The organism is Aeromonas sp. FDAARGOS 1402 (genome assembly GCF_019046925.1).
GTDB lineage: Bacteria > Pseudomonadota > Gammaproteobacteria > Enterobacterales > Aeromonadaceae > Aeromonas > Aeromonas caviae.
On sequence record NZ_CP077201.1, the window covers coordinates 3,775,552 to 3,798,284 of the forward strand.

At 62.3% G+C, this 22,733-nt stretch carries 19 protein-coding genes and 1 pseudogene; 9 read left to right on the forward strand and 11 right to left on the reverse strand.

All coding sequences use genetic code 11. The annotated features are described in order from the left end of the window. Positions 1-118: 118 nt before the first annotated feature. Together uspE and ttcA are read left to right on the forward strand one after the other, a co-directional pair. A complete protein-coding gene (uspE, locus tag I6L32_RS17725) occupies positions 119-1,066 on the forward strand; it encodes a universal stress protein UspE (protein ID WP_039040780.1) in 948 nt (315 codons plus the stop codon). A gap of 67 nt (positions 1,067-1,133) precedes the next feature. Continuing rightward, the gene (ttcA, locus tag I6L32_RS17730; RefSeq protein WP_216944274.1) at positions 1,134-2,042 is read left to right on the forward strand and encodes a tRNA 2-thiocytidine(32) synthetase TtcA; all 909 of its coding nucleotides are present in this window, start codon (positions 1,134-1,136) and stop codon (positions 2,040-2,042) included. 71 nt (positions 2,043-2,113) lie between these two features. On the opposite strand, the gene I6L32_RS17735 is transcribed toward ttcA, so the two are convergent. Next, positions 2,114-2,776, reverse strand: a complete 663-nt coding sequence (locus I6L32_RS17735; protein WP_216944275.1) for a DUF2987 domain-containing protein — start codon at positions 2,774-2,776, stop codon at positions 2,114-2,116. A 60-nt stretch (positions 2,777-2,836) separates the two neighbouring features. Next, positions 2,837-3,592 (reverse strand): hypothetical protein, encoded by a 756-nt coding sequence (locus I6L32_RS17740; RefSeq protein WP_042017089.1) that lies wholly within the window; start codon positions 3,590-3,592, stop codon positions 2,837-2,839. Positions 3,593-3,849: 257 nt separating this feature from the next. On the opposite strand from I6L32_RS17740, the gene I6L32_RS17745 reads away from it, so the two are divergent. The 7 genes from I6L32_RS17745 to I6L32_RS17775 all read left to right on the forward strand — a co-directional run bounded on the left by I6L32_RS17745 (position 3,850) and on the right by I6L32_RS17775 (position 10,624). Next, positions 3,850-4,467, forward strand: coding sequence for a glutathione S-transferase family protein (locus I6L32_RS17745; protein ID WP_201890014.1), 618 nt, complete (start codon positions 3,850-3,852; stop codon positions 4,465-4,467). A 245-nt stretch (positions 4,468-4,712) separates the two neighbouring features. Next, positions 4,713-5,132, forward strand: coding sequence for a D-ribose pyranase (gene rbsD, locus I6L32_RS17750; RefSeq protein WP_216944276.1), 420 nt, complete (start codon positions 4,713-4,715; stop codon positions 5,130-5,132). Between the two features lie 35 nt (positions 5,133-5,167). Further along, the gene (gene rbsA / locus I6L32_RS17755; RefSeq protein ID WP_216944277.1) at positions 5,168-6,697 is read left to right on the forward strand and encodes a ribose ABC transporter ATP-binding protein RbsA; all 1,530 of its coding nucleotides are present in this window, start codon (positions 5,168-5,170) and stop codon (positions 6,695-6,697) included. After that, positions 6,694-7,662: a ribose ABC transporter permease gene (rbsC, locus tag I6L32_RS17760; RefSeq protein WP_042863889.1), complete on the forward strand. Its 969-nt coding sequence runs from the start codon at positions 6,694-6,696 to the stop codon at positions 7,660-7,662. Before rbsA ends, rbsC begins: the two co-directional genes overlap by 4 nt. Positions 7,663-7,692: 30 nt before the next feature. Further along, positions 7,693-8,568, forward strand: a complete 876-nt coding sequence (gene rbsB / locus I6L32_RS17765; protein ID WP_010674790.1) for a ribose ABC transporter substrate-binding protein RbsB — start codon at positions 7,693-7,695, stop codon at positions 8,566-8,568. A 98-nt stretch (positions 8,569-8,666) separates the two neighbouring features. Next, positions 8,667-9,599, forward strand: coding sequence for a ribokinase (rbsK, locus tag I6L32_RS17770; protein WP_216944278.1), 933 nt, complete (start codon positions 8,667-8,669; stop codon positions 9,597-9,599). Then, positions 9,599-10,624 carry a substrate-binding domain-containing protein gene (locus I6L32_RS17775; protein WP_216944279.1) on the forward strand — a complete coding sequence of 342 codons (1,026 nt, stop codon included), beginning with the start codon at positions 9,599-9,601 and terminating at the stop codon, positions 10,622-10,624. The genes rbsK and I6L32_RS17775 overlap by 1 nt, the downstream gene beginning before the upstream one ends. 8 nt (positions 10,625-10,632) lie before the next feature. Here I6L32_RS17775 and I6L32_RS17780 read toward each other — a convergent pair. The 9 genes and pseudogenes from I6L32_RS17780 to pheS all read right to left on the reverse strand — a co-directional run. Next, positions 10,633-11,532 (reverse strand): annotated as a pseudogene (locus tag I6L32_RS17780) (diguanylate cyclase); the annotation flags it as partial. Further along, positions 11,529-11,987, reverse strand: coding sequence for a hypothetical protein (locus tag I6L32_RS17785; protein ID WP_010674793.1), 459 nt, complete (start codon positions 11,985-11,987; stop codon positions 11,529-11,531). The gene I6L32_RS17785 and the pseudogene I6L32_RS17780, both read right to left, overlap by 4 nt. A gap of 106 nt (positions 11,988-12,093) precedes the next feature. Then, positions 12,094-12,867, reverse strand: coding sequence for a Sir2 family NAD+-dependent deacetylase (cobB, locus tag I6L32_RS17790; protein WP_216944280.1), 774 nt, complete (start codon positions 12,865-12,867; stop codon positions 12,094-12,096). Between the two features lie 72 nt (positions 12,868-12,939). Next, entirely contained in the window at positions 12,940-13,554 is a 615-nt protein-coding gene (locus I6L32_RS17795) for a GNAT family N-acetyltransferase (RefSeq protein ID WP_103261891.1), read from the reverse strand. Continuing rightward, on the reverse strand, positions 13,555-14,805 hold the full coding sequence (locus I6L32_RS17800) for a response regulator (protein ID WP_216944281.1): 1,251 nt from the start codon (positions 14,803-14,805) through the stop codon (positions 13,555-13,557). It abuts the gene before it with no gap. A gap of 1 nt (position 14,806) precedes the next feature. Beyond that, entirely contained in the window at positions 14,807-18,730 is a 3,924-nt protein-coding gene (locus I6L32_RS17805) for a transporter substrate-binding domain-containing protein (RefSeq protein WP_216945210.1), read from the reverse strand. A gap of 54 nt (positions 18,731-18,784) precedes the next feature. After that, positions 18,785-19,081 (reverse strand): integration host factor subunit alpha, encoded by a 297-nt coding sequence (ihfA, locus tag I6L32_RS17810; RefSeq protein WP_005300715.1) that lies wholly within the window; start codon positions 19,079-19,081, stop codon positions 18,785-18,787. A gap of 3 nt (positions 19,082-19,084) precedes the next feature. After that, positions 19,085-21,472 carry a phenylalanine--tRNA ligase subunit beta gene (gene pheT / locus I6L32_RS17815; RefSeq protein WP_216944282.1) on the reverse strand — a complete coding sequence of 796 codons (2,388 nt, stop codon included), beginning with the start codon at positions 21,470-21,472 and terminating at the stop codon, positions 19,085-19,087. Positions 21,473-21,484: 12 nt separating this feature from the next. Beyond that, positions 21,485-22,468 (reverse strand): phenylalanine--tRNA ligase subunit alpha, encoded by a 984-nt coding sequence (gene pheS, locus I6L32_RS17820; protein ID WP_041215128.1) that lies wholly within the window; start codon positions 22,466-22,468, stop codon positions 21,485-21,487. Between the last annotated feature and the right edge of the window lie 265 nt (positions 22,469-22,733).

The following is a 22,733-nucleotide window of genomic DNA, read 5'->3' on the forward strand; positions in this document are numbered from 1 at the left end:
TTTGCCGGATCGGAGCACCCTGAAATTTGATCCGGCACACCTTCCCGCCTCCCCCCTTGGACTAAGCTGTAATAGCTAAAGAGTTGCCATCATTGGCCTTTTTGCCAAGGAGGAGAACATGGTCAAGTACCGAAACATTCTGGTGGTGATCAATCCCGAGGAGGAGCGCCAGATCGCGCTCGAGCGCGCGGTCAAGGTCGCCGAGCTGGATGAGGGCGCCCAGCTGACCCTGCTCCTGACGATTTACGACTTCTCTTACGAGATGACCGCCATGCTCTCGGCAGACGAGCGGGAAGAGATGCGCCATGGTGTCATCGCCCAACGTCGGGAGTGGCTCGACGAGATCCTCACTCCCTATCGGGCCAGAGGGCTGGAATGCGAAGTGAAAGTGCTCTGGCACAACCGTCCCTTCGAGTGCGTCATTCAGGAAGTGCTGGAGCAGCGTCACGATCTGGTCGTCAAGGCGACTCACAAGCACTCCTTCCTGCAAACCTTCATCTTCACCCCCACCGACTGGCACCTGCTGCGCAAATGCCCCTGTCCGGTTCTGCTGGTAAAAGAAGGGCACTGGCAACGGGGGGGCAACCTGATTGCCGCCATCAACTGCTCGAGCGATGACAAGGAGCAGAAGGTGCTCAACGAGCGGATCACCCGCGAGGGGATCGCCATCGCCGAGCTGCTTGGTGCCAGTCTCTATCTGGTCAACACCTACCCGGGCACCCCGGTCAATGTCGCCATCGAATTGCCAGAGTTCGATCCCAACGCCTACAACGATGCCATTCGCAAACACCATGAAGATCTGCTGCGGGAACATGCCGATCAGTTCGGCATCAACCACATGTGGACCAAGGTGGCGGAAGGCTTGCCGGAGGAGGTGCTGCCGGACATGGCGGACGATCTGAATGCCACCCTGATGATCATGGGATGCGTCGGCCGTACCGGCCTCTCTGCCGCCCTGCTTGGCAACACCGCCGAGCACGTGGTGGACAGGCTCAACTGCGACATTCTCATCCTCAAACCCGACGATTACAGCTGCCCTGTGGATGACAGGCGTCATCCTGCATAAGCGTTTCTTGCCCTCCCCCGGGACATGGCTATAATAAGCCGCTTATTTTTGTCCCGGGTTTGAGGCCATGCTAGAAGAGCTTAACGCCAAAGAGAAATACAGTTTCAACAAGCTGCAGAAACGCCTGCGGCGCAACGTGGGCCAGGCCATCGCCGACTTCAACATGATTGAAGAGGGTGACAAGATCATGGTCTGCCTGTCTGGCGGCAAGGACAGCTTTGCCATGCTCGACATCCTGAGGAGCCTGAAGGCCAGCGCCCCCATCCATTTCGATCTGGTGGCCGTCAACCTGGATCAGAAGCAACCCGGCTTCCCCGAGCACGTGCTGCCCGAATACCTGAGCACCCTCGGCATCGACTTCAAGATCGTGGAAGAAGATACCTACTCCATCGTCAAGGAGAAGGTACCGGAGGGCAAGACCACCTGCGCGCTCTGCTCCCGCCTGCGCCGCGGCATTCTGTATCGCACCGCCCAGGAGCTGGGTTGCACCAAGATCGCCCTTGGCCATCACCGTGACGACATCCTCGAGACTCTGTTCCTCAACATGTTCTACGGTGGCAAGCTCAAATCCATGCCCCCCAAGCTGGTGAGCGACGATGGCAAGAACGTGGTGATCCGCCCCCTGGCCTACTGCAAGGAGAAAGATCTGGTGCGCTATGCCGAGGTCAAGGCCTTCCCCATCATCCCCTGCAACCTGTGCGGCTCCCAGGAGAACCTGCAGCGCCAGGCCATCAAACAGATGATGCAGGAGTGGGATCGCCGCTTCCCGGGTCGTCTCGAAACCATGTTCACCGCCATTCAGGACGTGATCCCGAGCCACCTGCTCGATCACCAACTGTTTGACTTCAAGAGCATCAACCGCGACTCCGGCATCATCGACGGTGGCGACAAGGCATTTGATCCGCCAGAGCTGCCCAAGGCGCCGCTGCTGGACATCGACGAGATGGACATGCTGGACGTGATTGAGGTGCGCTAAGCCCCGTCACCCACAAAAAAGGAGCGCCAGGCGCTCCTTTTTTCATTCTGGCAATCTGCGGACTCGGGTCGCTACTCCTTGTGCAGCCAGGGGGTCAGGCGCAGGCTCTCCCCTTGCAGTTGCAGCTTGCCCTGGGCAAACCCCTTCAGCTGCGCATTGCTGAGCAGCAGTTGCCCCTGCTGCCAGGAGACGGCCTCCTGACGGGCACCCTCCACAAGGTAGGCAGTGCCTGTGGGCGCCACCATGGAGATCCTCACCCCTTCCATCTTGGGCAGGAAATACTGGCCGACCATGCCGGCCATCTTGTCGAGCAATCGCTGCATCTGCTGCTGGCGCGAGACGAGCTCAGCCAGCGGCACCTCGGGTGTGGCGGGGGCGTCAGCCATCACCTGTACCGACAGATCGCAGGCAGCGTGGGCCTCGGTGAGCCCCACCACCACGATCGCCTTGTCGAGGTTGAGATCATCGTCATAGGGCAGACGCAGTTCGCCATCCACCGTGACCTCGGCGGGCACATCCCTGTCCGGGGTCGAGACCCGGGCCGAGGTGAGCCCGCATCGCCGACCGTTCTGTTGACTGGCCAGATAAAAGCCCAGTCTGGCGTGGCCAAATTCCCCCTTGGCGAAGGTCTTCATCTGGCTGTAGAAGGTGCCGTAGTCAAGTTCAAGGGACGGCTCAGCCTGTCCCAGCATGGGTACCAGCAGGAGCGCCGCCATCCCGTATCGCTTGTTCATATGCCATCCTTTTGCATCATGCTCCGGGCGGGTCGACACCGGCTGACCCCTGGTATCCCGTTATGCGTTGAAATGATCCGGGCCCTGCCCGTCGTTGCCACTGGCAACCTCGGTCACTTCGACTGCCACCCCACACAGATCCCGGTAGAGAATGCCCTTGCAGTTGAAGTAGAGCGGCGCCACCCAGATAAGTCCCAGCCCCATGGGGATGAGCGCCAGGAAGAAGAGTGCCAGCATGACCCCGTGCAGCAGCACTATGCTGGGCCAGCCCCGGGCAAAGAGCTTGAGGGAGACCAGAATGGCCTGAGCCGGGGAAAGACCGCGCTCCAGCACCAGAGGTACGGTAAACACCAGCCCCATGCCCACCAGGGCGGAAGGGATGAAGGCCAGCATCACCGGCACGCCCAGCAGCTCGAACAGGGGGCCAAACAGGCTGGTGATGAGGCTGCCGAGCAGACTCAGGCTGCCCAGGCGCAGGAAGTGGCGGAAGAAGTCGAATACCTGGCTCGGCCGGGCGCGCACCCCCACCGACTGCTGCAACCCCAGCATGTCGAGGGAGGAGGTCATGGGTGACATGATCACCGTGACCAGCAGGCTCAGGATCAGGGCCATATCCATGTCCCCTCCTTCACGGGCGACATAGGGCGTCAGCAAGGTATTGCTCAGCAGGATCCAGATTGCCATGACCCCGGCGATGGCCAGCGCCAATCCGAAACCGGTGCGACGAGTCTGTTGCCACCCCTCTTTCAACACCCCTTGCAGGTCCAGACGATATCCCTGGCTGAGGGACTGTTCGAGGGTTCCACCGATCCGCATTCTATTACTCAATTGACTGTCCAACATTCACTGACGACTGATCCAAGGTGGCACATTATAGCGGTTTGAACCGGCATGCGTAGCCGTTTTTCCTGTTATCTTCCGTTCAGAAAGCCATTGATACCAAAGGCCTTGCAGCCCTTCTTGATGAGGTTCCCCTCACCCTTGGCCCCTCTGGCCAACGGGAGTAGGATGATGGCGTGCGCTGGCGGACGAGATGTCCACTGGCTCTTCTCTCTCACACAAGGAAAACGGTCATGTCCGAACTGACGCTCTATCTTGCCCCGGGTACCTGTGCCATGGCGGTACGCATCGCTCTGGTGGAGGCCGGTGCCCCTCACCTTGTCAAGCGCCTGGATCTGGCCGCTGGTGAACAGCGCAGCCCCGACTACCTCGCCATCAATCCCAAGGGGCGAGTCCCGGCACTGGTGACGGAGCATGGCGTGCTGACCGAAACACCAGCCCTGCTGCTCTACGTGGCCCAGCGTTTTCCTAACGCCGGGCTGGCCCCATTGGATGACCCCTTCCTCCTGGCCAGGATGCAGGAGGTACACAGTTTCCTCGTCTCCACCGTCCATGTCGCCCATGCCCACGGACGCCGTCCCGGCCGCTGGGCCAACGATGAACAGGCCATGGCTGCCATGCAGGCCAAGATGCCCCAGAACATGCGCGATGGCTTTGACCAGATTGAGCGCCACTATCTGGCCGGCCCCTGGGTACTGGGGGAGCGCTTCAGCCTGGCCGACATCTACCTCTTCGTGATTGCAGGCTGGCTCGAGAGCGACGGGGTAGCCATCAGCGAGTTTCCCAAGGTGGCGGATCACTATCAGCGCATGCTGGCCCGCCCCGCAGTGCAGGCGGCGCTCGCCCTCTGATCTCCTCGCGCCGGTTACGCCTTTTTGTACGGGCAACATCCGGCGACGCCTCTCAGACGGGTGCTCTTCTGGCACCCGTTTCTTCTGAAATTGCCCTGTCACTGAGATCGTTTTCACATTTTCGTCATCACTGCCTAGACCCGTTAACGGTTAACACCTATCTTTCGCCCTAATGACGCAACCGGTTGCGTAACCGATTGCCCAACTCAATATCCATATGCGGTCCCAGGCCGCCGAGGTGCTGTATGAAACGAGGCAAGCTGCTCAATGCTCCCTTAAGCGCGCTGGTCGCGAAGATGGGCCACACCGACGAGATCACCGTCTGCGATGCGGGCCTGCCCATTCCGGCAGGCCCCGAGCGCATCGATCTGGCGCTGATGGCGGGCACGCCGAGCCTTGAAACCGTACTGGCCGCCCTGCTCACCGACCTGGTGGTGGAGAAGGTGATCATGGCAAGCGAGATCAAGGCGATCAGCCCCGCCACCCATCAGGCGCTGGTGGATCAGCTGGAGGCGCACGCCGCGGCTCAAGGCAAGCCCATCGCCATCGAGTACTGCCTGCACGAAGCGTTCAAGGCTCGCTCCCACCAGAGCAAGGCTATCGTGCGCAGCGGCGAGGTGACTCCCTACGCCAACCTGATCCTCTGCGCCGGTGTGGCGTTCTGAATTCTTCAAAGAAGGCCTCTTCAAGGAAGCTGCAAATGAGCACAACCTCCCCCCTCTCACCCATTCTGGAGCTGACCGGGATCGTCAAGACCTTCCCCGGGGTACGCGCCCTCGACGAAGCGGGTCTTCGGGTCTATCCGGGCCAGGTGATGGCCCTGCTCGGCGAAAATGGCGCTGGCAAGTCGACCCTGATGAAGGTGCTGACCGGCATCTACCAGGCCGATTCGGGCAGCGTCAGCTATCGCGGCCAGCCGGTTCACTTCAAGGGCCCCCGCGACTCCCAGGATCAGGGGATCAGCATCATCCACCAGGAGCTGAACCTGCTGCCGGAATTGTCGATTGCCGCCAACATCTTCCTCGGCCGCGAACCCCGTACCCGTTTTGGCAGCATCGACCACAAGCAGTTGCGTGAGCGTGCCAGCGGTCTGCTGGCACGGCTTGGCGTCAAGCACGGCCCGGATACCCGACTCGGAAGTCTCTCCATCGGCGAGCAACAGATGGTGGAGATAGCCAAGGCGCTGTCGTTCGATGCCAGCGTCATCATCATGGACGAGCCCACCGATGCCCTCACCGACACCGAGACCGAGCAGCTCTTCACCGTCATTCGCGAACTGCGCGAGCAGGGCTGCGGCATCGTCTACATCTCCCACCGCCTGAAAGAGATCTTCGAGATCTGCGATCGGGTCACCGTGCTGCGGGACGGCAAGTGGATCGGCGAGCAGGCGGTGAGCGATCTCGATGAAGACAGGATCATCGAGATGATGGTGGGCCGCCGGCTGGAAGAGCAGTACCCGCGCCTGGTGCGCGAGCTCGGCCCGGTCAGCCTGCAGGTGAAGGATCTGGCTGGCCCCGGCGTGCGCGGGGTGAGCTTCTCCCTGCGTCAGGGGGAAATTCTGGGCTTCAGCGGCCTGATGGGCTCCGGCCGCACCGAGCTGATGAAGCTTATCTATGGCGCCAGCCCCATCAGCGCTGGCCAGGTGACGGTGGATGGCCACGCCCTGGTACCCAGAAGCCCGGCCGATGGTCTGGCCGCCGGCATCGCCTATATCTCCGAGGATCGCAAAGGCGACGGCCTGGTGCTGGAGCTGTCGGTGCGCGAAAACATGAGCCTGTGCGCCCTCGGCGAGTTCATTCGTGGCGGCAAGATTGACGGCAAGGCCGAGCGCCAGGCGGTAGGGGACTATGTGCGTCTGTTCAACATCAAGACCCCGAGTCAGGATCAGCTGATCAAGCTCCTCTCCGGCGGCAACCAGCAGAAGGTGGCCATCGCCAAGGGGCTGCTGACCCGGCCCAAGGTGCTGATCCTGGATGAGCCGACCCGCGGCGTCGATGTCGGCGCCAAGAAGGAGATCTATCAGCTCATCAACCAGTTCAAGAAGGAGGGGATGAGCATCATCCTGGTTTCCTCCGAAATGCCGGAAGTGCTCGGCATGAGTGATCGCATCATGGTGATGCACGAAGGGCGCATCAGCGCAGAATTCAACACCCGCGATGCCAATCAGGAGAAGCTGATGGCAGCGGCAGTCGGTAAACAATGGCAAGCAGAGCAAGAGGCAGCACAATGACAACCCAAACCCTTTCCCGCCGCGGCGTCATGAGCAAGGCCTGGTGGATCGAGAACAAGTCCCTGGTCGCGCTGCTGGTGCTGATCGGCGTGGTCTCTTTCCTGAGCCCCAACTTCTTCACCGCCGACAACCTGCTCAACATCCTGCGCCAGACATCGGTCAACGCCATCATGGCGGTCGGCATGACGCTGGTCATCCTCACCGCCGGCATCGATCTGTCGGTCGGCTCTGTACTGGCCCTGTGCGGCGCCCTGGCCGCCACCATGGTGGCCATGGAGCTGCCCATCGGCCTGGTGATCCCCCTCACCCTGGGGGCCGGCGCCCTGCTTGGCAGCGTCAGCGGCCTCATCATCGCCAAGGGCAAGGTACAGGCCTTCATCGCCACCCTGGTCACCATGACCGCCCTGCGCGGCGTCACCATGGTCTACACCGAGGGGCGCCCCATTTCCACCGGCTTCAGTGACGGCGCCGATCACTTCGCCTGGCTGGGTACCGGCTACCTGCTGGGTCTGCCGGTGCCCATCTGGCTGATGGCCATCGTCTTCCTGCTGGCCTGGTACCTGCTCAACCACACTCGCCTGGGCCGCTACATCTATGCCCTCGGCGGCAACGAATCGGCTACCCGCCTCTCCGGTATCAATGTGGATCGGGTCAAGCTCGCGGTGTATGGTCTGTGCGGCATGCTGTCGGCACTGGCCGGGCTCATCGTCACATCCCGCCTCTCCTCCGCCCAGCCCACCGCCGGCATGGGGTACGAGCTGGATGCCATCGCCGCCGTGGTGCTGGGGGGCACCAGCCTGATGGGGGGCAAGGGCCGTATCATGGGTACCCTGATCGGTGCCCTCATCATCGGCTTCCTCAACAATGCCCTCAACCTGCTCGACGTCTCGTCCTATTACCAGATGATCGCCAAGGCCAGCGTGATTTTGCTTGCCGTGATGATCGATAACAAAAGCAACCGTTAACAAGCCACGCCACACACAAGGAATGAAATGATGAAAAAGCTCAATACCCTGCTCGCTGCCGCCATCATGTCCGTGCTGGGCACCGCCCAGGCCGCGGATCACACCCTGGCGATGGTGGTCTCCACCCTCAACAACCCCTTCTTCGTCACCATGAAGGAGGGCGCCGAAGCCAAGGCCAAGGAGCTTGGCTACGAGCTGGTGGTGCTGGACTCCCAGAACGACCCGGCCAAGGAGCTCTCCAACGTGGAAGATCTCACCGTGCGCAAGGTGAACGCCATCCTGATCAACCCGACCGACTCCGAAGCGGTGGGCAACGCCATTCGCCTGGCCAACAAGGCGAACATCCCGGTGCTGACCCTGGACCGCGGCGCAGCCCAGGGTGACGTCAAGGCCCACATCGCCTCCGACAACGTGGCCGGTGGCAAGCTGGCTGGCGACTTCATCGCCGAGAAGCTGGGCAGCGGTGCCAAAGTGATCCAGCTGGAAGGGATCGCAGGTACCTCCGCCGCCCGTGATCGCGGCGAAGGCTTCGCCCTGGCAGTCACCGCCAACAAGCTGCAGGTGCTGGCCTCCCAGCCCGCCGACTTTGATCGCACCAAGGGTCTGAACGTCATGGAGAACCTGCTGGCCGCCCATCCGACCGTGCAGGCAGTGTTCGCCCAGAACGACGAGATGGCGCTGGGTGCCATCCGCGCCGTGCAGGCCGCTGGCAAAGAGGTGATGATCGTGGGCTTTGACGGCACCGACGATGGCAAAGCCGCCGTGGCCAAGGGTAAACTGGCCGCCACCGTGGCCCAGCAGCCTGCCCTCATCGGCGCCATCGGCGTGGAAACCGCCGACAAGGTGCTCAAGGGTCAACCGGTGGAAAAATCCATCCCGGTACCGCTGCAAATCGTCAACAAGTAAGTTGACGGGGGGAGGTTCGCCTCCCCTCTCTTTTTCCGCCAGTGCCGCCTGGTCTGGGTCCACCCAGACCAGGATGTACTCAACCAAGGGTGATAGGAATGAATCGTCTCGTAGTCCTCGGCAGCGTGAATGCGGATCATGTGCTGCGCGTCCCCCACTTTCCCCGCCCCGGTGAAACCCTGACCGGCCACAGCTATCAGGTCGTTCCCGGCGGCAAGGGCGCCAATCAGGCGGTGGCCGCCGCCCGCCTCGGCGCCCCTGTCTCCTTCATCGCCCGCATCGGTGATGATGCCATCGGCCACCAGATGAAAACCGGGTTTGCCAACGACGGCATCGATGTCAGCGCCGTCGAACTCGACCCCAGGCTCCCCACCGGCATCGCCATCATCTATGTGAGCGACGAGGGGGAGAACAGCATCGGCATCTCCGCCGAAGCCAATGGCGCCCTCACCCCGGCCGTAGTGCAAGGTCACGAGGCAATGATCGCCGCCGCCCACACCCTGCTGCTGCAACTGGAAGTGCCGCTGGAGAGCGTGCAGGAAGCGGCCCGTCTGGCTCGTGCCCACGGCACCCGGGTGGTGCTCAACCCCGCCCCCGCGCGCCCGCTCTCAAGGGATCTGCTGGCGCTGGTGGACCTCATCACCCCCAACCAGACCGAGGCCGAGCTGCTGACCGGCGTCAAGGTGACGGACGAAGCGAGCGCCCGTGAGGCTGCAGCCCGCTTCCACCAGATGGGCATCGGTGAGGTGATGATCACCCTGGGGTCTCAAGGGGTCTATTGCAGCAAGGGGCAGCAACAGGCGCTCATGCCGGGTTTCCGGGTCAAGGCAGTGGATACCACGGCGGCCGGGGATACCTTCAACGGCGCCTTCCTGGCGGCCGAGCTCGCCGGCGCCGACTTTGACGCAGCCGTACGCTTTGCCCACGGGGCGGCGGCACTCTCCGTCACTCGGTTTGGTGCCCAGAGCTCCATCCCGAGCAAGCAGGAGGTCGATACCTTCCTCCTTGAACAGACTGCGCAGGGGCACTGATGGCCAATATCAAGGAGGTGGCCGCGCTGGCGGGGGTGTCGACCACCACCGTCTCCCACGTCATCAACGAGACCCGCTTCGTGGCCGAAGAGACCCGGGAGCGGGTCTTCGCCGCCATGCGCGATCTCAACTATGCCCCGAGCCTGGTGGCCCGCAGCCTCAAGGTAAAGGAGACCAACAGCATCGGCATGCTGGTTACCACCTCCAGCAACCCCTTCTTCGCCGAGGTGGTGCGCGGGGTGGAGCGCTACTGCTTCGAGCAGGGTTACAACCTGATGCTGGGCAACACCGAAGGACAGGCCGAGACCGCGCTCTCCTACCTCAAGATGATGCTCAGGAAACGGGTCGACGGCCTGCTCATCATGTGTAGTGAAGGGCAGCAGGAGGTGTTCAACCAGCTCGACTGGCTCAAGAGCCTGCCAGTCGTGGTGATGGACTGGGGCATGGAGAACGGCGAGGTGGATCTCATCGCCGACAACTCCCATCGCGGCGGCTACCTGGCAACCCGCCACCTGCTGGGGCTGGGTCACACTGCCATCGGTTGCATCACGGGGCCCCACAGCCGCGCCCCGGCCAACCAGCGCCAGGCGGGTTTCGAGCAGGCAATGCAGGAGGCCGGGCTCACCGTCAATCCGGGCTGGATCCAGGAGGGAGACTTTGACTGCGCCAGCGGTGCCGCCGCCATGACCCGCCTGCTGGCACTGCCAGAGCGTCCCACCGCGCTGTTTGTCTGCAACGACATGATGGCCATGGGGGTCATCAGTGCCGCCCATCAGGCGGGGCTGGAGATCCCCCGCGATCTCTCCATCGTCGGCTATGACAACGTGGCGCTGGCCCAGTTCATGTCCCCCCCGCTCACCACGGTCAATCAACCGAAAGAGGAGCTGGGCCGCCTCGCCGTCACCCGGCTGCTGGCGCGCATTAACGGCGAGCCCATCGCAAACCGCATGATCACCGTGGATCCGGACCTGGTGATCAGACACTCCTGCGCTCCCTTTTCCTCACCGAACAGCAAACCAGTTTAAGTGCCAGCAAGCAGCAGAAGGGCGGCCATGCGGGCATCGAGATCTCCCTCTTCGTCGTCCAGCACCACGGCGAACTCATCGCCCCCCAGCCGGTACGCACGACCGGGGCATGCCTGACGCAACCGGGCCGCAACGGCCTGCAACAGGCGATCACCAACCTGGTATCCGAGCAGATCATTGACCTGCTTGAACCGCTTCAGATCCAGCACCGCCAGCGCCTGGACTCGATCTTGCAGCAGGGATTGCCTGAGCTGTCCCTGCAAGGCCCGGCGGTTGCCAAGCCGGGTCATGGGATCGAGCAGGGAGAGGCGACGATTCTGCAGATTGGTCCGAATGAGGGCAAATACCAGCACACAGCCCATCACCAGCAGGATCAACTGCCAGATCTGGATCCAGAACAGGCTCTGGCGCAACTGGTTGAGGGAGGCTTCCCGCTCCTGGCCGGAGAGGATCTGATCCCCAATCTGCTCCACCTGATGGGTCAAGCCGGTCAGCCGGACGAGGGCAAGATCGAGGGCTTTCCCCCTCTTCAGCTCCCCGGACTGCATCTGGGGATCCAGCCCCTTGAGTTCGTCAAAGAGCCGTTCAAGCACCTCCCCCAGCCCATGCCTCGCCCGCGCATCGGCGGTCTCGGTACTGATCAGGAACACATCCAGCCGGTTCCACAGCAGGTCGTAATCCAGGCTCAGGGCCGCCATGTCGAGCGCCCCGGCACGGTAGAGGTGCACATCATAGAGAAATCGCTGGGACTCCTGCATTACCTGGCTGATGTTCCAGTGGGTGTTGCGGTAGAACATGTCAACGAGCTGCTCGTGCCGACTCTGCAGCAGCAGCCCCCAGAGGGACGAGAAGAGAAACAGCAGGGAAATGGCTGCAAGCAGCAGGTTATCTCGCTGTCGTCGCGTCACGGGACAACCTCGATGCGGATCACCTGCCAGACCATGTTGTTGTGGATGGCGGACACATCCATGTCGGGATGGGCCGAGAGGGGGACCAGCAGCCAGAGCGGCCCTTTATTGCGACGGGTGAGCGGTTTGTCATCCTGGTAACGCACCAGGGTCAGCGGCACCTTGGCAAACAGGGAGAGATCGACCCGCTGCTGGTAGCCATTGAGTGCGGCGACATCGATGGCGCTGGCACTATCCACCTGCTGCGCCGCCAGCACGCTCTTCAGGGTCGGTCCACGATAGCGGTGAGTGCCGAGGGTCCAGGGCGTCGCCGTCTCGAACTCCACTTGTGGCAAGGCTGCCAACGCCGCCTCATCCAGGGTGATTTCCCGCTTGTCCGGCAGGATCAGTTGCAATAGCGAAGAGGAGGAAGCCTGGGTACCGAACGAGAAAAGCACCAGCAGGAGCGAGGCCATCCCGCGCGTTGGAAAGTTCATGACATGTTGTGCCAACTGCATCTTGAAGTTAGGTGCCAGTGTGGCGATTTCAGTGGGTCAATGCAACTGTGTGAAAAATCAATAATTAGGGGCCCCGCATCTCCATCCAGTTATGGCCCTCGACGGAGAGAGGCTGATGCACTCCGCAACTTTGCAGGAGTTCATCCACAAAAGCGGGCACCAGCAAGGAAGCCGGACCATAACGTTTTTCATCAAACTGGCTGCCCACTTCGCTCGGCTCCAGATTGAGCTCCACCGTATGGGCACCGTTCAGGCCGGCCTCATGGACGAATCCGGCGGCAGGGTAGACCGCCCCGGAGGTCCCGATGGAGATGAAGAGATCGCACTGAGCCAGGGCCGAGTAGATGCGGTCAAGTCCGAGGGGCATCTCCCCGAACCAGACCACATGGGGGCGCAGCGGGTGGGGAAACTGGCAGCAGGAACACAGCTCTTCCTGATGGAGATCCCCGCGCCACTCGATCACCTGACCCGAGCCCGGGCAGCGGGCCTTGAGCAACTCGCCGTGCATGTGGATGAGGTTCTTGCTGCCGGCACTCTCGTGCAGGTTGTCGATGTTCTGGGTGACCAAGGTGACGCGCCCCGGCAGCAGGCGCTCCAGACGGGCCAATGCATAGTGGGCCGGATTGGGGTGGATCTCGGCGCGCTGCAACTGATGGCGCCGTGCATTGTAGAAACGTTGTACCAGTTCGGGATCCCGCGCATAGCCTTCAGGGGTGGCCACGTCCTCCACCCTGTGCTCTTCCCACAGGCCATCACAGGCCCGGAAGGTCTTGATACCGGATTCGGCCGAGATGCCGGCACCGGTGAGGATCACGATATGTTTGGCTAACTGCACCATGGTTGTTCTCCTCCAACGGGTAACAGGCTGACCTTAGCACAGGAGCAAGAGGCGGCCCATTCGCCCTTGGTCTTAGGCCGATGGGAGCACAAAGCTCGCCATGGGCGCGAGATCCAGCCTGGCAAAGACCATCTCCCGTCCTGTCACCAGGGTAAGCGGCAACCCGAGCCCCTTGAGCAGAGCCAGCATGGGGCGATTCTGGCCGAGCACTTCCGCCGTCCACTCCCGGATCCCCTCCCCGTATGCCAGCCGCGCAAGCGCCAGCAGGATGCGACGCCCGGCGCCGCGATGCTGAAAATGATCCGCGACGATGCAGGAGAACTCGGCCCTGTCCGGGTGCAGGCGCCGGCGAACGGACTGGGCCATGGCAAGCGGCCCCCCCTGCTCGTCGGTCAGCAGCAATCCTATCTGGGGTTCTCTGGGGTAGTCGAGAAAGAAGGCGAGCTGCTCGGCCGTCGCAGGCTGCTTGGCCCGCATGAAGCGCAAATAGACGCTCTGCTCGCTCAGGGCGTCATAGGCCGCGCTTATTCGCTTCGGGTCGCTGCCCGCCAGCTCCTGCAAGCGGCAAGTCAGCCCCCCCACCACCATCGTCATCGGCAAGGCGGCCCGTGAGGCGGGAGCCGTCCAACCCGACATTCCCTGCCACAAGCGCGGCTCATCGAGCGGCCAGCAAAGATAGCGAGCCATTTACCAGCGCCCTGCCACGCCGCGATCCTGCCACTGGGCGGCATCCTGCAGGTTGAAGGGGTCGTCGAGGTAGAGCGCGATGCCAAGCTCCCGGGAGCGCTGGATGAAGCGGGCCAGCAAGGAGTCGGCAGCCATCGCCTCCAGTTCGGGCAGCAGGTGTTGCCCGAGCAGCAAGGATTGCAACGGCAGACGCTCGATGAGATCAAACGGCAGGTGCTGGGCATGATCGAGCAGCAGCGCGAGTCTGGCCCCCGCGAGGCTCGCCTGCAGCACCAGGGCGAAACGGTCCGCCTGGCTCAGCAGGTGATCCCGTCGGTGGATGACCAGGGTGAGTTCGCTTGCTTCTCGTCCATGCTGCTCGAGCCAGAGCTTGAGCGGCTCCCAGTGAGGGGAAAGACCGCTCAGGCTCAGCCAGATCGGCAGCGTGCAGGAAGCCGCATCTGCCAGCAGCCCAAGCTGTCCTCTCGCCTCTCCCTGCCAGCTACGCACGGTGCGCTTGAGCCCGCCCAGCCTGCGCTGACGCTGGGGGCCAAGATAGAGTATCTTGAGCAGACGCAGCAGATCGTCGCTTTGCAGCGGCTTGGCCAGGGCGGCCAGCACGTTGAAACCCGCATCGTGCAGGAGACGCCGGGCGCCGTCTATCAGGGTCTGATCATGAGCGGAGAGCAGGATGATGGGCAGACCGCTGTGGCGATACTGGGGATGGCTCATCAGCAGGCTGATGGCATCCTGCTCCGCCAGGCTGAGATCACAGATAAGCAATCTCACGCCCCCCTCTTCCAGCGCCTTGAGGCACCCTTCGCCATCCTGAACCCAGTGGCAGGGCAACCCCAGTCCCTGGATCTCCTGCTGAATGCAGGCTCCCTGGAAGGGGTGATCTTCGAGCAGCAGGATCTGGCACTGGGCGAGCCAGGCACGCCACCCCTGTTCCCGTGCCTGCAACCCCTCGAGCCAGGGGTCGCTGAGGCGATAGATCCCCGCCCCGGGAGCCAGCAGATGAGGCAGATAGTCGGCCCCCTGATGAGAGGCAGGATCAAACAGGGCGATGGCCCCGGCGGCAAACAGTCCTTCCCATTGCCAGCCGGCATCGGGTCGGGTGCGGTGCAGATTGGCATAGGCCGGCAGGCCCGCCCCCTTGACCGCCTGATGGGAGACGGCGTCCAGGGCATAGACGCTGACCGGGTAAAACGTTGGCTCCTGGCTGTCATCAGACTCCAGCAAGGCCATCAACTCTTCATCTGTGATGATCATGTCATGCTCTCTCGCCCAGTTGTCGGCAGACCTCTTCCACGCACTGCCTCAAGGCGGCTCCAAGGGGATGTCCGGGGGCCTCCTGCCAACGGTCGATCACCTCTACCAGGGGGGTAGCCCCCACCATTTTGGCGGCCCCCTTCATCTTGTGTAAAGCCGTATTGAGGGCCTTCTCGTCCCCTTGTGTGACACACCGCTCAATGTCGGCCAGATCCTGGTGAACCGATGCCAGATAGATGTCAACGAGGGCCGGGCTGAGGGACACGGGCAGGGAAAGGGCTGCCGTTGGCTGCGGTGCCTTCCCCCCGTCATGGGGGCCAAAGACGGTACGAAGCAGTACGGCCAGATCCCTGAGCAAGACGGGTTTGTCCAGATGGCCCTGACAGCCGCATTCCGCCAGTCGCTGCGCCGCCTGCTCGCTGAGATCCGCGGTGATGACGTAGACGGGCAGATGCTGCCAGCGTTCATCGGCGTGCAATTGCCTGCAGAGCTCGGCGCCGTCCATCACCGGCATCTGCAGGTCCGTCAGCACCAGATCCACCGACTCCGATTGCAGGATCTCCAGTGCCAGACGGCCATTGGCCGCGCTCAATACCCGGGCACCCAGCTGCCCCAGCTGCATGCTGATCAGCATTCTGTTCACTTCGTGATCTTCCACCAGCAACACCCGCCTGCCTGCCCCCGGCAGGTCCGTGATCTCCTCGGCGCCACGGACGAGTCTGGGTTGCAGCAGGCTGACCACGGAGCCCGGGATCCAGGGTTCCCCCTGCCAGTACCAGGCGCGCAAGCCCCCATCGTCCTGCATGGCCCCAAGGCAAGGTGCAGCCGGGTCCTCGGCCACGCCAAACGCTGAGAGCCAGGCCCGCATATATTCAAGTTCCCCGGGCAACAGTTGCAGGGAGACCGTCTTGACGCGCGGTTGCCAGAGCGCCTTCTCCTGCGCATGCCTGAGGGGCAACGAGCAGAGGAAACGGCTGCCCCCGCGAGCCAGAGGTTCAACCCGGATCTCGCCCCCCATCTGTTCCATCAGCTGGCGGCAGATGGCCAGCCCAAGCCCGGTCCCCTGGGCTCTGGGCTGGCCAGGCTCCTCCCCTTGCTCGAAGGGCTGGAACAACCGGGGCAACAGCTCGGCACTGATCCCGGGCCCCTCGTCATCCACCCCGCACAAAATCCACTCCCCTTGCCGCCGGGCCCAGAGTACCACCTCTCCCCGCTCGCTGAACTTGATGGCGTTGGAGAGCAGGTTGTGCAGCACCTGTTGCACCCGGTGGGGATCGAGCTCCATCAAGGCGGGCAGCGCCGGGTCGAGCGCCAAGCGCAGCTGCAGATGGCGGGATCGCGCCTTGGACCAGTGCACCGCCGCCACGTGCTCGCACAGCTCCACCAGATCCGTGGGCTGCACGGAGAGGCGCAACTGGCGCGTCTCGTTGCGGCTGAAGTCGAGCACGTCGTTGAGCAGTCCGAGCAGTTCATTGCCCGCCTGCCTGACATGGGCCAGAACCGAGGCCTGCTCTGCATTGAGTTCGGTCTGCTCGAGCCACTCCAGCAGGCCGAGCATGGCGTTCATGGGGGTGCGGATCTCGTGGCTCACGGCGGCCAGGAAGCGCCCCTTGGCAAGCACGGCCTGCTGGGCCTGCTCGTGGGAAAGTTGCAGGGAGTGCTCCTGCTCCACCCTGGCCGTCACATCCTGCACCACCCCGTAGATCCGCCACCCCTCTCCCTGACGGCGCCCCCTGCCGGAAAATTGCAGCCAGCGGGTTCCCTTGGCGGGGTGCTGATAGCGCAGCAGATGGGAGAACGGTCGTCCGGCTTGCAGCATGGCCAGCATGGGGGCTCGCATCTCGCGCCTGTCCTGGTGGGAGATGCGGGTCAGGGTCTCGTTGGGATTGACCCGGATCTGCTGGCTCGCCAGCCCCAGCAGCTCGTGACTGCCCCGGCTCACAAACTCCACACGGGTGATGGCTCCCCCCTGCAGGGTGAATTGCAACACCACACCGGGCACCGTATTGGTGAGGGCGCGCAGGCGCCGCTCCGCCTGCCGCAGCAGGCGGGTACGCTCGCGCAGAGCGCTGATGTCGGAGAGAGCGATAAGATCCCCTGCCGGTGCCTGGGGCCCCAGTCGCAAAGGGATCTGGGCATAGGAGTAGACCTGCTCGTGCAGCGCCAGCTCCCCTTCGGCGCCCTGCAACTGGGGAGCGGGCAGTACCAGATCGGCGGCGTAGCGCGCCTCCATGCGCTTGGCCCGCTTGTTGCGCTTGATCACCTCCCCTTTGTCATTGCGCAAGAACACGGGAACAGGGAGCGCCTGGAAGAGAGACTCCCTGAACTTGCTTTCCAGCGCCAGCGCCTGCTCTACCTTGTGACGCTCGCGGGCCTCCTGGGCCAGTTGCTGGCGGGATCGCCAGACTGACCAGATCACCGCCATGCTGATCAGCAGTGCCAGCAACACGGAGCCAAGCCAGAAACCGTAGCTGACCCCTTCCTGCTGGTTGACCACCAGGCGACGCCAGCGTTGCACCAGCTCGTCCACCTGCCGATCATTGAGGGTCATCAGGCTCTGATCCAGTACCCCTACCAGGCTGGTCTGTTCCGGCCGGATGGCAAAGCCGAGGCCGAAACGCTCCGGCAATTCCGTGATGGTCAGCTCGCTCAACTGGTTGTTTCGAATGGGATATTGGAGTTGGTACAACTCCGCCAGCATGGCCTGGGCATCCCCATGCCGCACCGCCGCCAATCCCTGCAGCAGGTTGTCTGTCACCTCCCACTCATGCTGGCCGAACCGGGCAAGCAGGCCGGGATCATAGAGCATTCTCGGGACCACCACCTTGCCACTCACGTCCGCGAGGGAGACAGGTCCCCTCTTGCTGCGACTGACCAGGGCATAGCGGCTGGTCGCCACCATCCTGGTGAAGTCGAACTCCTTGTTCAGGGCGGCGGACTCCATCAGCCCGACCATCATGGCGGCATCGCCACTGCGCAGCAATGCCAACGCCTCCTCCCGGCTAGCGGCGGGCACCAGCTCGAAGCGCAGTCCCGTCTGCCGACTCACTTCCCGCAAGACGTCCGCACTCCAGCCAATGAGCTCTCCCTGCTGGTTGACGCCGCTGTATGGCATGAAACCGGGATCCGCCACCATCTTGATGGTGTGGGCCTTGCCGACCAGCCAGGCCTGCTCCTTGTCGGTAAAATGCAGGGGATTCACATCTTGCTCACCCTGAGGCAGATACTTGCCCAGATCCCGGTAGAGACTGCCCGGCGGCAAATAGCGGATGGCCGTATCCACCAGCTCCAGCAACTCGGGCTGGTTGCGCATCATCAGCCGGTAGCTGATGACCAGATCGTCGCTGCGAAGACGGCGAAGGCGCAGCCCTTCATCCGGGAATTCCCGCATCAGGTAGCGCAGTTGCAGATAATCGCCGAGATAGGCGCTGCCCTTGCCGGCCACCAGGGCACCATACCAGTTCTCGGCATCGGTCAGCAGTTGCTGGGATGAACCAGGATAGAGACGCTTCAGGGTCTCCTGGGCCTGCCAGATGGGTGACACCAGAAACTGCGCATGATCGAGCTCACCCCGATAGAGGATGGCGGACTCCGCTTCCATCATGGCCCGGCTCAAGACGGTATCGCTCGAGTTCGACCGGGCAGGCCCGACGTGAGGAATGAGATCGCAGCGCCCGTTCAGCAGATCCTGCGTCACGGCTGCCCAGCTCGGCCGCTTCTCGACATGCACCGGTACCGGCAACAGCTCTGCCAGCCGCGTCATGCGATCGATAAGCAGGCCCCCCTCCGCCTCCAGATAGGGAGGACGTTGCAGGGCCGGGTAACAGAAGGTCAGTCCGGTGAGCGAATCGGCATAAGCCTGGGCATCCGGTGACAGCGGGAGTATGGCGGCACGCAGTGGCAAGGCCAGCAGCGCGCCGGACAACAGAAGGATTTTTATCATCGGAACGGAAAAGCCAGGCGATTGCCTGGCTTTTTGTCACTCGTTGGGTTCAACATTTTCTACCCTGGCCTTGAGCTTCTGGCCGGGCCGGAAGGTCACCACACGACGGGCGCTGATGGGAATATCCTCCCCCGTCTTGGGGTTGCGTCCGGGACGCTGGTTCTTCTCGCGAAGATCGAAGTTACCGAAGCCGGAAATCTTGACCTGTTCGCCACGCTCGAGCGCCTGTCTGATCTCCTCAAAGAAGGCTTCCACCATATCTTTGGCTTCACGCTTGCTCATCCCGAGCTGGGTGAACAGGTGCTCTGCAATGTCGGCTTTGGTAAGCGCCATAGATCAATCCCTCAAGGATGCATTCAACTCTTCACCGAGGGCCCGCACGACATTGTCCACGGTCTCGGCGATCTCTTTCTCCTCCAGGGTGCGCTGGGTGTCTTGCAACACCAGGCTGATGGCCAGGCTCTTCTTGTCCTCTGCCATACCAGCGCCCTGGTATACGTCGAACAAGTTTATTCCAACTAACTGATTTCCGCCAACTTTTTTAATTACTGCCAGAACGTCGCCTGCCAGGATCTGTCTGTCAACCACCACGGCGATATCGCGACGGTTGGCCGGGAACTTGGATACTTCGGCAGCAACCGGCACCTTGGCCGGCGTCAGTTTGTCCAGCTCCAGCTCGAACATGACAGCGCGGCTCTTGAGCCCCAGCTTCTTCTCGAGGCTCGGGTGGATCACGCCGATGTGGCCGATCACGACGCCATTGCGCAGAATGGCTGCGCTCTGGCCCGGATGCAGGGCACTGTGCTCGGTGCGCTCGAAGGTGAAGGTAGCCCCTTCAGCTGTCAGATCCAGTACCGCTTCCAGGTCACCCTTCAGATCGAAGAAGTCGACGGGACGGGCCTTGACATCCCAGTGCTCGTCCCCCTGGTTGCCGGTGATGATGCCGGCCAGCATGGGCTCCTGACGGATGCCGTTCTCGGCATTCTCGTCCTTGATGAAACGCAGGCCCTGCTCGAACAGGCGCACGCGCGGCTGCTGACGGTTCTGGTTGTAGACCACCGCCTGCACCAGACCCGGGAACAGAGAGACGCGCATGGCGGACATCTCGACCGAGATCGGGTTCGGCAGCACGATGGCATCGCTCTGCGGGAACAGGGTTTGCTGGGTCTTGGGATCCACGAAGCTGTAGGTGATCGCTTCTTGGAAACCGCGGTCAACCAGCAGGTCGCGCACCCGCTTCAGGGTCACCTGCCCTTCAGCCTGCTCCACCATCGCGAGGGATGCGGCGGGTTTGAGATTCGGTATGTTGTTGTAGCCGTAGATGCGGGCCACTTCCTCGATGAGGTCTTCCTCGATGGCAATGTCGAAACGCCAGGAGGGAGCCAGCGCGGTCCAGCCGTCAGTATCCACGGTTACCTGCATGCCCAGACGAGTCAGAATTTCGACCACCTGCGCATCCGCCACGCTGATGCCGATCACCTTGTCGAGCTTGGTGCGGCGCAGCTTGATGGGGGCAGCCTTGGGCAGATGGGCATCGGATTTGACTTCGATGACCGGACCCGCTTCACCGCCGCAGATGTCCAGCAGCAGACGGGTGGCACGATCCATCACCTTGGCCTGCAGCTCGGGATCCACCCCGCGCTCGAAGCGGTGGGAAGAATCGGTATGCAGACCGTAGGCACGGGCACGGCCGGTGATGGAGAGCGGCGCGAAGAAGGCGCACTCCAGCAGGATGTCGGTGGTGGTCTCGGAGACACCGGTGCGATCGCCGCCGAAGATGCCGGCCATGCAGGCAGGGCCTTTGGCATCGGCAATCACCAGAGTAGTCTCTTTGAGCTTCACTTCGTTGCCATCGAGCAGAGTCATCGGCTCGTCGGCCTTGGCGCGGCGCACCACCAGTTCCCCTTCAAGCGTCGCCAGATCGAAGGCGTGCATCGGCTGACCGTATTCCAGCAGCAGGTAGTTGGTGATGTCGACGATGGCGTCGATGGAACGGATGCCGCCACGGCGCAGCTTCTCCTGCATCCAGAGCGGGCTCTGGGCGTGCAGGTTCAGCCCCTTGATGACACGGCCCAGATAACGGGGGCAATCTGCCGGCGCTTCAACCCGGATCGGGAAGGTGGCATCACAGGTGGCAACAGCCGGCGCCCAGGTCGGCTCGACCACGTCCACGCTGTTGAGCACGCCGATTTCACGGGCAAGACCCGCGATGCCGAGGCAATCGGCACGGTTTGGGGTCAGATCCACATCGATGCTGACGTCGTTGAGCGCGAGGTATTCACGGATATCGGTCCCGATGGGGGCATCCAGCGGCAGCTCGATGATGCCATCAGCCTCGACGTCGATGCCCAGCTCGCTGAAGGAGCAGAGCATGCCGTGGGACGGCTGGCCGCGCAGCTTGGCTTTCTTGATGGTGAAATCACCCGGCAGGGTCGCCCCGACCTTGGCCACGCACACTTTGAGGCCGGCGCGGCAGTTCGGCGCACCGCAGACGATGTCCAGCAGCTCAGCCTCGCCCACGTTGACCTTGGTCACCCGCAGCTTGTCGGCGTCCGGGTGCTGGGCGCACTCGACCACTTCACCCACGACCACATTGTTGAACTGGCCGGCCACCGCTTCCACGGCGTCCACTTCCAGACCGGCCATGGTGATCTGCTCGGCCAGTGCATTGTCACTCAACTCGGTGCGGACCCACTCCATCACCCAGGATTTACTGAATTTCATGTTCTCTCGCCCTTACTTGAACTGCTTGAGGAAGCGCAGGTCGTTTTCGAAGAAGGCACGCAGGTCGTTGACCCCGTAACGCAGCATGGTCAGGCGCTCAACGCCCATGCCGAAGGCAAAACCGGAGTATTTTTCCGGATCGATGCCGACCGAACGCAGCACGTTCGGGTGCACCATGCCACAGCCCAGCACTTCCAGCCATTTGCCGTTCTTGCCCATCACGTCCACTTCGGCGCTTGGCTCGGTGAACGGGAAATAGGAAGGACGGAAGCGAATGGTCAAGTCTTCCTCGAAGTAGTTGCGCAGGAAGTCGTGCAGGATGCCTTTCAGCTCGGTGAAGCTGGCATGCTCGTCGACCAGCAGGCCTTCGACCTGGTGGAACATCGGGGTGTGGGTCATGTCGTAGTCGTTACGATAGACGCGGCCCGGCGCGATGATGCGGATCGGCGGCTGCTGATGTTCCATGGTGCGGATTTGCACACCGGAGGTGTGGGTACGCAGCATCAGATCAGGATTGAAGTAGAAAGTGTCGTGATCGGTACGCGCCGGGTGGTGAGCCGGGATATTCAGCGCATCGAAGTTGTGGAAGCCATCTTCAATCTCGGGACCACGGGCAACCTTGAAGCCCATTTCGCCAAACAGGCGCTCGATGCGCTCGATGGTACGGGTCACCGGGTGCAGACCGCCATTCTCGATGCGGCGGCCCGGCAGACTGACGTCGATGGTCTCGGCGGCCAGCTTCTGGTTCAGCACGGCGACTTCGAGGGCTTCACGACGCGCGTTCAGGGCATCCTGAACCTGCTGTTTGGCCTGGTTGATCACGGCGCCCGCGGCGGGACGCTCTTCAGCGGACAGGGCGCCCAGGCCCTTCATCTGCTCGGTGAAAAAGCCCTTTTTACCCAGATATTTGACCCGGATTTCGTCGAGGGCGGCGATGTCGCTTACGCCCTCAATTTCGGCCTTGGCCTGGCCGACTACTTCTTCAAGCTGTTGCATGTCTTCCTCGTCACCACTCCCGGAACAGGAGCCTTTAGGCTAAATAAGGTCAAGAGGGGAATAATACAAAAAAAGCCCCTTGGCTGACCATAGTTATGACGGGCTTTTCTCCCTGCAAATCATTTTGTTATATGGAGAAAGCCACAAGCCAAGTGCAACAGGATTGAGACAAGCGTCGTTTGTTCTAGTTTGTTGGCATATGGAAGGATAAAGCATTCATGAACGTAGCATGCTACCTGCCAACGCTCAAAAACAGACAACAAAA